The 11645-nt window shown below is 48.4% G+C and carries 10 protein-coding genes; 2 read left to right on the top strand and 8 right to left on the bottom strand.

Annotated features, from left to right (window positions below; genetic code table 11):
- A partial coding sequence (locus ACTTJF_RS09310; RefSeq protein ID WP_442551726.1) for a retention module-containing protein occupies nt 1-588 on the bottom strand: 588 nt, incomplete at its 3' end.
- Between the two features lie 241 nt (nt 589-829).
- Here ACTTJF_RS09310 and ACTTJF_RS09305 point away from each other — a divergent pair.
- Nucleotides 830-3073: a molybdopterin oxidoreductase family protein gene (locus ACTTJF_RS09305; RefSeq protein ID WP_442551725.1), complete on the top strand. Its 2244-nt coding sequence runs from the start codon at nt 830-832 to the stop codon at nt 3071-3073.
- Between the two features lie 196 nt (nt 3074-3269).
- Here the strand turns inward: ACTTJF_RS09305 and fdh3B are convergent, their stop codons facing one another.
- The 6 genes from fdh3B to tupB all read right to left on the bottom strand — a co-directional run bounded on the left by fdh3B (nt 3270) and on the right by tupB (nt 9700).
- Complete coding sequence (fdh3B, locus tag ACTTJF_RS09300) at nt 3270-3911, bottom strand: formate dehydrogenase FDH3 subunit beta (protein ID WP_004321074.1); 642 nt, start codon at nt 3909-3911, stop codon at nt 3270-3272.
- Between the two features lies 1 nt (nt 3912).
- Nucleotides 3913-6723, bottom strand: a complete 2811-nt coding sequence (locus ACTTJF_RS09295) for a molybdopterin-dependent oxidoreductase (RefSeq protein ID WP_442551727.1) — start codon at nt 6721-6723, stop codon at nt 3913-3915.
- Nucleotides 6724-6770: 47 nt separating this feature from the next.
- Complete coding sequence (locus ACTTJF_RS09290) at nt 6771-6947, bottom strand: twin-arginine translocation signal domain-containing protein (RefSeq protein WP_442551724.1); 177 nt, start codon at nt 6945-6947, stop codon at nt 6771-6773.
- On the bottom strand, nt 6934-7659 hold the full coding sequence (locus ACTTJF_RS09285; protein WP_442551723.1) for a TorD/DmsD family molecular chaperone: 726 nt from the start codon (nt 7657-7659) through the stop codon (nt 6934-6936). The genes ACTTJF_RS09290 and ACTTJF_RS09285 overlap by 14 nt, the downstream gene beginning before the upstream one ends.
- A gap of 301 nt (nt 7660-7960) precedes the next feature.
- A complete protein-coding gene (gene tupC / locus ACTTJF_RS09280; RefSeq protein ID WP_442551722.1) occupies nt 7961-8914 on the bottom strand; it encodes a tungstate ABC transporter ATP-binding protein TupC in 954 nt (317 codons plus the stop codon).
- Between the two features lie 93 nt (nt 8915-9007).
- On the bottom strand, nt 9008-9700 hold the full coding sequence (gene tupB, locus ACTTJF_RS09275; RefSeq protein WP_314391197.1) for a tungstate ABC transporter permease TupB: 693 nt from the start codon (nt 9698-9700) through the stop codon (nt 9008-9010).
- 73 nt (nt 9701-9773) lie between these two features.
- Here tupB and tupA point away from each other — a divergent pair, with 73 nt between their 5' ends.
- Nucleotides 9774-10592 carry a tungstate ABC transporter substrate-binding protein TupA gene (gene tupA / locus ACTTJF_RS09270; RefSeq protein ID WP_185897887.1) on the top strand — a complete coding sequence of 273 codons (819 nt, stop codon included), beginning with the start codon at nt 9774-9776 and terminating at the stop codon, nt 10590-10592.
- A gap of 227 nt (nt 10593-10819) precedes the next feature.
- Here tupA and ACTTJF_RS09265 read toward each other — a convergent pair.
- Nucleotides 10820-11645: aminotransferase class V-fold PLP-dependent enzyme (locus tag ACTTJF_RS09265; protein WP_442551721.1), on the bottom strand; the 826-nt coding region annotated here is incomplete at its 5' end.

Genomic DNA, 11645 nt, shown 5'->3' with positions numbered 1-11645 from the left:
AGTTGGAGTTGGCGTCGGAGTTGGAGTTGGCGTCGGAGTTGGAGTTGGCGTCGGAGTTGGAGTTGGCGTCGGGATATTGCTTTCCTGAGTAGATGCGAGACTTGGCCTACTACTGCTACCATAAGCAGACTGAAGCGGATTTGCGCTATTTACCACATTGCCTAAATTTCCATACATTGTATTAACGTTAGATATATGCCCGCCTTGCAAAAATGAAACTTGGCTCAAGCTAACGCCGTCAGAAGAAGCAACAGAGCCGCCGCCTGCAGCAGTCTCTTCCAAATCTTGAAGCTGCATGCCGTTAAGTAGGGCTTGCTGAATAGCAGAAACGTCAGCTACGGCCTCGCCGCCAAAACCTTCGTTAATTACCGCGCTTTGATCAAGCGACAAAGTATCCTCGCCCACAAGAGCGACTTCTTTACCGTTATTTAGTGCTATTACTACTTTTGCAGAAGGGCTATCGGTCTTTATAACCTCTCCTAGATATACTACGTCTCCTATATTTAGCGTTCTTTTATTGCCGCTACTATCTACCGCCGTAGCTGCGCCGCCGCTTATATCTTTTACGATGCCTACTTTGTTTGCCATTGTTTTCCTTAGTATAAATTTTGATTTACGGGCTGATTATACATATATTTTATGCAAAAATCTATTGTACCGAAGTACAATATGAGCCATATATTATGCTTTATAAATTTAAAAAGTAATATGCTAAATTTGCATATTACTTAAATAATTCTTAAAGAATTATACTAATTTTAAAACTAAATTTATATTTGCCGTTGTATAATAATCTCATAAATTTCAGTAATACCAGAAAGGAGCAAAAATGGAAGAGATCGTAAAGACTACCTGTCCATATTGCGGTACGGGCTGCGGTATCGATCTTATCGTGCGAAACGATAGAATCGTAGATGCCAAACCTAGCAAAGACCACCACGTAAACGACGGCGAGCTTTGCCTAAAAGGAATGTTCGGATGGGAGTTCGTAAACTCTCCTAAACGCTTAAGTCGTCCGATGATGAGAAAGCTAAACGGCATCTACGACAAGCGCGGCGAGCTTGAAGAAGTGAGTTTTGAGGAGGTTTATGATTTCCTCGCGGATAAATTTAAATCCACCGTCGAAAAATACGGCCCAAGCTCGATCATGGGCTTTAGCTCCGCGCGCTCAAACAACGAAGATAACTACGTTTTCCAGAAATTTTTCCGCGCCCAGGGCAGCAACAACGTCGATCACTGCGCCCGTCTTTGACACGCTCCTACAGTGGCAGGTCTTGCCAGCACGCTAGGAAACGGAACGATGACTAATGATTTGGTCGAATTTGCGACTGACACGGACGTATTTTTACTCATCGGTACCAACACGAGCGAGTGCCACCCGATCATCGCTATGCAGATGCAGCGCGGCCTTCAGCGCGGCGCAAAGATGATCGTCGTAGATCCAAAGCGCACCGATATGGCCAAAAAAGCCGATATTTTCTTGCAAATCCCGATCGGAGCAAATATCAAAACGCTAAATACGATGATGCATGTCATAATCGCCGAAAATTTGCAAGATAGCGAGTTTATCGAGAAGTACTCCGAGGGATTTGAATATCTAAAAGAAGCGGTTAAGGACTTTACGCCCGAGCGTTTCGAGCGCGAAACCGGTATAAAAAAAGAGCTTATCATAGAGGCAGCTAGGATGTATGCTAAAGCAGGCGCGGCGGCGATTTGCTACACGATGGGCATCACGCAGTTTAGCGACGGTACGTCAAACGTCTTTTCGCTATCAAATTTAGCCGTTTTAACGGGAAATTTAGGCAAAAAGGGTGCGGGCGTAAATCCTCTGCGCGGTCAAAACAACGTCCAAGGCGCATGCGACATGGGCGCGCTGCCTAACGTCATCCCGGCAGGCGCGGTAAACAGCCCTTACGCGCAGGAGCAAGCGCGCAAAGTATGGCACTTTGAGCTAAATCCGGTTCCGGGCTTTAAGCTAACGCAAGCACCCGATAAAATGGATAGCGGCGAGCTAAAAGTCCTCTACGTCTACGGCGAAAATCCCGTAATGAGCGATCCTTGGACCGAGCACTTCGTCCACGCCGTGCATCATCTAGACTGCTTTATCGTGCAGGATTTGTTTTTCACAGAAAGCGCGCACAAGGCTGACGTGGTGCTACCTGCCGCGGGCTGGGGCGAAAAGGACGGAACCTTTATCAACACCTCTCGCCGCGTCCAACGCACGCGCAAGGCTAGCGAGCCCGTTAACGGCGTGGAGCCTGATTGGAAGGTCGTTTGCAACATCGCAAACCGCATGGGGCTAGAGGGGTTTGACTTTGCGAGCCCTGAGCAAATTTGGAACGAGCTAAGGGAGCTTATGCCTAAATTTTTCGGCGGTATCAGCTACTATAGACTAGGCAAGCTAGGCGGTATCAGCTGGCCTTGCCCAGACGAGGAGCATCCCGGTACGCCGGTGCTTTACGAAGATCACAAGTCTATGCTGCCTGGCGGTAAATTCCGCTTCGCGCCGGTACTTTACGTAGACGATAAAGAGGAGCGCGCAAAGGCTGAGGCCGAATTTAGAGCCAAGATGAATATCCCGGAGGGCTACCCAGTCGGTAGCGGCGCGCTTAGCGAAGTGCCAGACGAGGTATATCCATGCCTATTTACGACCGGACGCAAGGTCTATCACTACCACACGGGCACGATGACTAGAGAGTGTCCGGCTCTTGAATACGGCGCAGGCGTCGAGGGCGCGCTCATCGAGGTGAGCCCCGATATCGCTCGCGAGAGGGAGCTAGAGGAGGGCTGCTACGCACTCGTACAAAACAAACGCGGTCAGATCGCCGCCAAACTGCGCGTAAATCCGGATCTAAAAGAAGGCACGATATTTACGACCTTCCACTACAGCGAGGCCGACGGCAACGAGCTAGCCAACGCGGGCGATCCCGATCCGCTCTCGGGCATCACGCCGCTAAAGATGACGATAGCAAATATCAGGCGTCTAAGCGAAGAGGAGTTTATTAAATTTAGAGAGCAAAACGAGATGTCGATGCACTCAGCAAATCCGTACTTATCGCCTGTAAGGGCTTAAATTTAGGGCGGGAGACCGCCCTTTTTCTACTTAAATTTATCCACTTTTATTTTAAATTTACCAGCATTCAAATTTGACGAACTATCCATGTAAAATTTAATGAAATTAAAGAAGCGTGAGTCAAATTTGACGCAGACAAACCGCGTCAAATTTGATGAGACTAATCGCCCCGCCAAAGCGAGCGGAGCGGATAAATTTAGAAGCTGTATTTTAGCCTGTCGCCCGCGTAATAAGCAAGCTTCCAGGTCGGAGTTTGTTTTAGGTCTTTAAAGCCGTAGCCGCGAGCCTTGACTCTATCGCCGTAGATTTTTTCTATCATAGCCGATTCGCCTACTAGCAGAGCCTTTGTCGAGCACATCGCCGCACAAACCGGTACTTTGCCTTCGGAAATTCTATCCTGACCGTACTCTTCGCGCTCGGCTTCGCTATTCGTCGGTAGCGGACCGCCTGCACACATCGTACACTTATCCATCGAACCTTTGGCGCCAAACACTCCCTCGCGCGGGAACTGAGGCGCGCCGAACGGACACGCGTATAAGCAGTATCCGCAGCCGATACAGATATCTTTGTCATGTAGCACGACGCCGTCTGCTCTGATGTAAAAGCAATCAACCGGACAAACCAGCGAGCACGGAGCATCCTCGCAGTGCATGCAGGCTATCGAGGTTGATATTTCCTTGCCGGGTACGCCCTCGTTTAGCGTGATGACGCGGCGGCGGCGGATACCAAGAGGTAGCTCGTGAGCCTCGTCGCAAGCTACCGCGCAGCCGTTACAGTCGATACATCTATCGTCGTCGCAGTAAAATTTAAGTCTATTATTATCGTTAAATTCGCTCATTTTACGCCTTTTCTATGCGGCATAGACCGCCTTTTGTTTCTGGAATTTGAGTGACTATATCGTAGCCGTAGTTGGTGACGGTATTTGCGCTCTCGCCTACCGTATAAGGCTTCGTGCCGTCAGGGAAATTGCCCGTCATATCGACGCCTTGCATGTGTCCGGCCCAGTGAAACGGCAAGAAAATCATATCAGGCTTGACCGACGGTACGATTCTAGCGCGTACCTTGATTTTAGTGCCTTCAGGCGAATGAATCCATACGAAATCCCAGTTTTTAATGCCGTGTTTAGCCGCAAGCTCAGGGTGGATATCCGCAAACATCTCAGGCGTTAGGCGACTTAGATACATACTAGCACGCGTCTCCATACCCGCGCCGCTAAAGTTTACGAGACGAGCCGTGACTAGATTTATCGGGAATTCTTTCGAGAAATCCTTACTTAGCTGCAAGCTCTTATACTTCGTAAATACGCGGTAGTGATTCGGTTTATCCTCAAAGCTCGGATACTTCTGCGCAAGATCTTGGCGCTGCGAGTGGATAGGCTCTCTGTGCTGCGGTATCTGATCGACGAAGGTCCAAACTACCGCTCTGGCTCTTGCGTTGCCGTACGGAGCGATGCCCTTTTCCATGCATTTTTCGGCGATTATGTTGCTAGCGTCGGTTGCCCACGTAGCCCCCATTTTTTCGCGCTCTTCATCAGTTAGCGTGATGCCTAGTATCTTTTCGATGTTATCTTTTTTGATCTCCGGATATCCGCCGCTTTGAGCGCCGCCTACAGGCGCGCTACCGTCGGCCGCTAGCTGATTTACGCCGTTATGCTCTAGTCCGAAGCGGTTTCTAAAGCCCATACCGCCTTGCATTACCGGCCTGTTTATATCGTATAAATTTGGGCTGCCCGGGTGTTTTTCCGTCCAGCAAGGCCACGGCAAGCCGTAGTATTCGCCAGCTACCTCGGTACCCTCTTTGCCCATTAGCGTTTTTTCGTCAAATTTATCCCAGTTAGCTTGATGGCGTTTTAGACGCTCCGGAGTCCAGCCCGTTAGACCGATGCTTTTTACGATGCTAGCGATCTCGCGAGTAGCAGCTTCTGGCCACTCGATCTTGCCCTCGGAGTCTCTGATCGTGCGAGTTAGCTCGTCGTAAAAGCCTATTCTATTTGCAAGCTCAAATAAAATTTCGTGATCTGGCATACTCTCAAACAGAGGCTCTACGACCTGGCTTCTCCACTGGCCGCTGCGGTTTGTAGCTACGACCGTGCCACTACCCTCAAACTGCGTCGCCGCAGGTAGTAGATATACGTCGTCTTTTTTATTTGTTATAACGCCGGCGTCGTTTACAAAAGGATCAAGCAATACCAAAAGCTCGAGTCCGTCAAGGCCCTCTTGTACTTTTACTTGTTGCGCTGTTGAAGTTATACCATTGCCGATAACCACAAGTGCTTTTAGGCTATCGCCTGCGTTTTCAATTGAGTCGTTGCCGTTTTTACCGTCAAGTACGCCCGCCCACCAGCGAGCTAGGGTAAATCCCGGCTTAAACATCCATTCAGGTTTTACAAAATTTCCTTGTAGCCACTCGTAGTCTACTTTCCACATTTTAGCGAAGTATTTCCACGTGGCTTCGTTTTTAGCGTAGTAACCAGGCAAGCTATCGGGCGCGTTTGCCATATCGCTGGCGCCTTGGACGTTATCGTGACCGCGCAGGATGTTGCAGCCGCCGCCTGATACGCCCATATTTCCTAGTACTAGTTGCAGGATAGGAGCGATACGAGTGTTTGAGCTGCCTATGGTGTGCTGAGTTAGACCCATCGCCCAAACGACCGATCCAGGGCGGTTTTTAGCGAAAACTTCCGTTATCTCTTTTAGCGTCGCAGCCGGCACTCCCGTCACGTCTTCGACCACTTCGGGCGTCCATTTTGCGGCCTCTTTGCGGATCTCGTCGATACCGTACGTACGGTCGTCTATAAATTTCTTATCTTCCCAGCCGTTTTCAAATATCAAATTTATCATACCGTACATAAAAGGTATGTCCGTGCCTGGGCGAACTTGAGCGAAGTAATCAGCCTTTGCAGCAGTTCTCGTGTATCTTGGATCGACCACGATCAGCTTCGCGCCGTTATTTTCTTTCGCTTTTAGAAAATGCCTGAATCCTACCGGGTGGTTTACAGCCGGATTTGCGCCGATTATAAAGATAGACTTCGCGTTTTGGATATCTCCAAGGTGATTAGTCATAGCTCCATAACCCCACGTATTCGCCACACCGGCGACTGTTGCGCTATGTCAAATTCTTGCTTGGTGATCTAGGTTGTTCGTCCCAAACATCGCAGAGAATTTACTGATATAGTAGCTCTGCTCGTTGCTGTCTTTTGCAGAGCCCAGAAACATCACTTGTTCAGGGTTTTTCTCGCGATATGCTTTTAGTTTGGCGCCGATCTCGTCAAGCGCGTCTTTGTAGCTGATACGTTTCCATTTGCCGCCGACTTTTTTCATCGGGTATTTTACGCGGCAGTGAGAGCGTACCATATCGATGACGTCGCTGCCTTTACAGCAGTGACCGCCCGCGCTTACCGGGTGATCTTGAGCTACCTCTTGGCGTACCCAAACGCCGTTTTCTACCTCGGCTAGCACTCCGCATCCCACAGAGCAAACCGAGCAAACGGTTTTTACGATTTTAGAGTTTGGAAACGGATTTGCCATCTCTTCTTTGGTCGCGCTTCTAGTTACGCCGCTAGCAGCCAGTCCGCTCATGCCACCCGCTACGCCCGCTAGCGCGGCCATTTTTAAAAACGATCTTCGCCCGACTGCGTTTGAGTGGGGCATAAGACGCAAATTTGCCTCAGACATATTCATCCTTTCTTAAATTTTATTTATTTCGCTTGTTCGTAGTATAGATCCCAGTTTTTGCTTCTCTTATAAAGCACCTCGGTCTTTTTACTTTTCCCGGATTTTAGGTTTGACGCCGTTGCCGTTATGGCTCCGGCCGTAGCCGCTACCGCGCCCGCGATGCCGGCTTTTTTTAGAAATTCTCGCCTATTTTTTTGCATTTTCTTCCTCCATGGCTTTTATCTTTCTCACTCGATTTTTTTGTCTTCTTATGGCTTCGGATCTTGAAACTCCGTCCAAAGTCTTTTTGTTTTCGCCTTGATTTATAGGGCGCGGCGCGCTCAAAACTACGCGCTCAAACTCGATAAATCCTTGCAGTAGCACCGCGACATCCTTGTAAATTTCGCTGCTTTCGTGGTTAAAAAGATTCTCTATAAACTCGTCGATGTTTGGGTTTATGATCTCTTTAAAAAGCTGCTCCTCAAGCTCGCCGTATAGCTCCAACTCGCTCTCTCGTGCGATAAATTCGCTCATTAGCGCAAACACGAAGCCCACGTTATCTTCGTTTTCTTTAAATTTAGCCTCGTCGCGCCTAAGGTCGGTGCGGGCTAAAATTTTACGCACTTTCGCGCAGGCATGTCCGACCTCGTAGCCCTCGTCATAGTACGACAGCGAGTTTCTAAGCGGACTTGGCGGAGCGTGGAAAATTTCATCGAATTCATCCGCTAAATTTTTCGGATTTTTCTCGTCGAATTTTGCCTGTATCCGCATTATCGCGGCAGCCGATTCTTCATTTAGAGCGTGAGCTGCGGCAAGTCCTAGCATCGCATTTAGGCCGCTAAATCTATCGGCGTCTTGGCTAAAAACGAAAAAACGCGAAAATAGCGAGTAGTAAAGCCCGCGTCCCGCCGCAAATTCGCCCTTGCTAGTCATCGCCTTCCTTTATCATTTTTATCTATTTTTTGAGATTTTTCTCGATTGTGAAACTATACTACTTTTTGGCTTATTTCTTATACTTAAAAAAAAATAAATTAAAAAAATTAATATACGCTTAAATATGCCTTAATTGCATATTACTTGTAGCGAATTTTAGGGGATAAAAGAAATATGAAATTTGCGCATATATCTTGCATTTACGCTTCATTTTGATATTTACTTTTAACTCGGCTATTTTAACGGGCGTTAAACGAGCCTAAATTTAAAATCAGGAGCGAAATTTGCAAAATTTCGGGGCTCACTCAAGCCCCAAAAACGCTCCCTCGTCAAATTTAAAATAAATATTTTCGCCGACGCTAAAATTTTGCGAATTTGCCGCCAGCGTTTTAATCAAAAAGTCGCCGACCTTGATTTTCACCAAAAGCTCTTTACCAAGATAGAGCGAAACCGAGTGCAAAACACCGCTCAAGCACCCATCTATAGGAGTTTTGCTTAGCGTGATTTTGCCGGGATTTACGGCGATCTTTACGGCGCTACGCAAATTTGACGGCAAATTTACGCTCGCGTTTTCGTCAAATTTTAAAACCCCGTCCCGCGCGTCGAAAATATTTTTGTACTCAAATTCGCACACGCGACCCTTGTGCAAAAAGACGTTTTCTTCGGCGACCGCGCTTAGCCATTTGTCGTCGTGGCTAGCGATCACAAAGCCGCAGCCGTATCTTTGCCGCATGTAAAGCACCGCTTTGCCGAAAAGCTTTGAGGTACCCACGTCCACGCTATTTGTCGGCTCGTCAAGCAGATATAGCCGCGATCTAAGCGCCAAATTTAACGCAAAGCTAACGCGCTGCGTCTGTCCCGAGCTAAGCTCAAAGTGGCGCTTGTTCAAAAAGCTCTCGTCAAGCCCGACCAAATTTAACGCCTCGCTCGCCCTTTGCTCAAATTCCGCAAGCACTCCGCGACTTTTTAAAACGGCTCTAAAATTTTCCCTCACGGAGCGTTTTAAAAGCGCGGGTTCTGGTAGCAAAACGCTAACGTCGCGCAGTAAATTTAAGCTAGGCGCGCTGCTTCCCCACAGCCGCACCTCGCCGCTAGTGGGCTTTTGTAAAAACGAAATCACTCGCATTAGCGTGCTTTTGCCGCTGCCGTTGCTGCCCGTTAGCGCGGTGATTTTGCTAACGTCGATATCAAGGCGCGGGATGTTTAAAATTTCGCTCGCGCCATAGTTTAGGCGTAAATTTCTAATGTTTATCACTGTGCGCCTTTCTCGTTAAATTTGCACAAAGACTCAAATTTGACGCGCCTAGACCGCATTTTGCGAGCGTAAAATTTCTAAATTTATCAAATTTCATTTATCCAGCCTTTTTAGCGCGTGTATCGTCAAATTTACGGCAAACGCGATAAAGATAAGCACCAAAGCCAGCGCTATACCCATCGCAAACTCACCCTTATTCGTCTCCAGCGACACCGCGGTCGTGATCGTGCGGGTGAAGTATTTGATATTTCCGCCGATCATCATCGCTACGCCGACTTCGGCTACGATACGCCCGTACGCCGTAGCTACGACCACCATCAAAGCGTATCTTAGCTCGTAAAGCACGCAGCCCACTAGCCTTGGCGGGCTCAGGCGTAAATTTAGGATGGTTAGGTAGTGCTTTTTATCCATATTTTCTACGACGCTAGCACTTAGCGAGACGATGATAGGCAGAGCCAGCACGAACTGGCCGAGCATAACGGCCTTTAGCGTAAAAAGCAGTCCAAACTCGCCAAAGGGACCGTTTCGCGTGATAAACGCGTACAAAATAAGCCCGATCGCAACGGTGGGCATCGCAAGCGCCGTATCGCTAAGCAATCGTAATACTCGCCGTCCGCGAAAATCGTAAAATCCCAGCGTAAATCCAAGCGGAAAGCCGACTAAAATCGCAAAAAATATCGAAACGCTCGAAGTGTAAAGCGTCGCTCTGATCGCCGAATACGTCTCCTCGTCGCCGCTAAAGAGCAGCCTAAAGGCCTCCAAAAATCCGTTTAGTAAAAAATCCAAATATTCTTTCTCCGCATATTTCTAAGGTTAATTTAATGTGCTATAATAGCATACTTTTTAAAAAAGGAGAAAAATGAAAAAAGTAATATTAGGCTCGCTAGTTGCGAGCGTTTTGGCGTTCGCGGGCGATAGCGAACTCATCATGGCTACCACTACCAGCACCGATAATACGGGACTACTAGACGCAATCTATCCTGCGTATAAGGCAAAAACCGGCGTCGATATCAAATGGACGGCGGTAGGCACCGGAGCGGCTCTAAAACTAGGCGAAAACTGCGATGCGGACATACTTTTTGTGCATTCGCCAAAAGTTGAGAAAGAATTTGTTGAAAAAGGTTTTGGCGTCGAGAGAAAAGCCGTAATGTACAATGACTTCGTCGTCATCGCCGATAAATCTATCGCCGATAAATTTAAAGGCAAAGACATAAAAGAGAGCTTTGAGCTAATCAAAAAAGAGAATATCAAATTTTTCTCTCGCGGCGATAAATCAGGCACCGACAACAAAGAAAAAGGTATCTGGAAAAAAATCGTCGGCGAAGTGCCTGAAAAAGACGGCTGGTACATGCAAACAGGCCAAGGCATGCTAGCTACCATCAACGCTGCAGCCGAGCAAAAGGGCGTGACGTTCACCGACCGCGGCACCTACATCAAGTACGAGGACACCAAAAAAGGCGCGCCTGAGATGGTTATCATCAACGAGGGCGACAACGACCTAAAGAACTTCTACTCGCTAATCGCGGTAAATCCGAAGCACTGCGCTAAGGCCGATATCGAAAACGCGAATAAATTTATCGAGTGGGCGACGAGCGAAGAGGGTCAGAAATTTATCGGCGACTTTAAGCTGCTAGATAAGCCGCTTTTCACGCCTGACGCGAATACCCGCAAGAACTAATTTTATTTACGCGCAAATTTGAGCCGAATTTACGGCTTAAATTTGCGTGATTCGGGCGCGCTTTGCGCCCTTTTTCTCTCTTAAATTTACTCTTTTTATTTTTTAAATTTAATCAAATTTGACCGCCCAAACCCGTATCTTGACGACGTAAAATTTCAAATTTGACCGCATGTTTTTGATTTGCTCAAATTTGACCTTTTTACGAGCCAAATTTAACCCGCTTAAATTTAAATTTTCCCGCCGAACATCTCATACATCGCCTTTTCTTCGCCCCAAAGCTCGCGGTGCTTTTTGATACAGGATTTTATCGCGCCCGCGAGATATAGCACGTCTTGCTCGGTGTGCGTGTAGTGCAGGCTCACGCGCACGAAGCCAGGTTTGCTTTCCGGCATGCGCCCCTCCTTGATACCCAGCAGATCGTGAGCGTACGGGCCCGCACACATCACGCCCGCGCGCATCTGGATACCAAAGTCGTTGCTAAGGCTCGCGGCGAAATCATACGCCGAGACGCCACGCACGTTAAAGGAAATTATCGGTAGCCGCGGCGCGCCCTTTGGAGCGTAGTTTATGATCTCGTCAATGCCCGCTAGCTCGCTCTCAAAAAGACGTGCGAGCTCGTCCTCGGCGCTTTTTATCCTCTCAAAACCGACTTCGTTTCGCAGCACATAAGCCAAATTTGCCCGCATAAGCCCGATGATAGGCGGCGTACCGCCTTCTTCTAACTGCTCGGGGTTTTTCAAAAATACGTGTCCTTCGCGGCTGGCGTAGGCGACCGTCCCGCCTGCGGCAAAGGTCGGCACATCGCTACTGAGCAGCTCCTTTTTGATCGCCAAAAGCCCGCAGCTAGCAGGTCCGCCAAGTAACTTATGCGGCGAGAGGAAAATCGCGTCAAAGTAGTCGCAATCTAAATTTGCATGCGAGCTCAGCGCCGCGCAGTCAAAGGCGACGATGCCGTCCGCGGCCCTGATTAGCTCGCTGATCTTTTTATAATCGCTAATGACGCCCGTGACGTTTGAGGCGGCGCTAAACGAGCCGATGATGCGGCGTCCGGCG

Source organism: Campylobacter sp. (assembly GCF_052170435.1).
In the GTDB taxonomy this organism is placed as follows: domain Bacteria; phylum Campylobacterota; class Campylobacteria; order Campylobacterales; family Campylobacteraceae; genus Campylobacter_A.
This window is presented reverse-complemented; position numbering and strand designations above follow the sequence as displayed.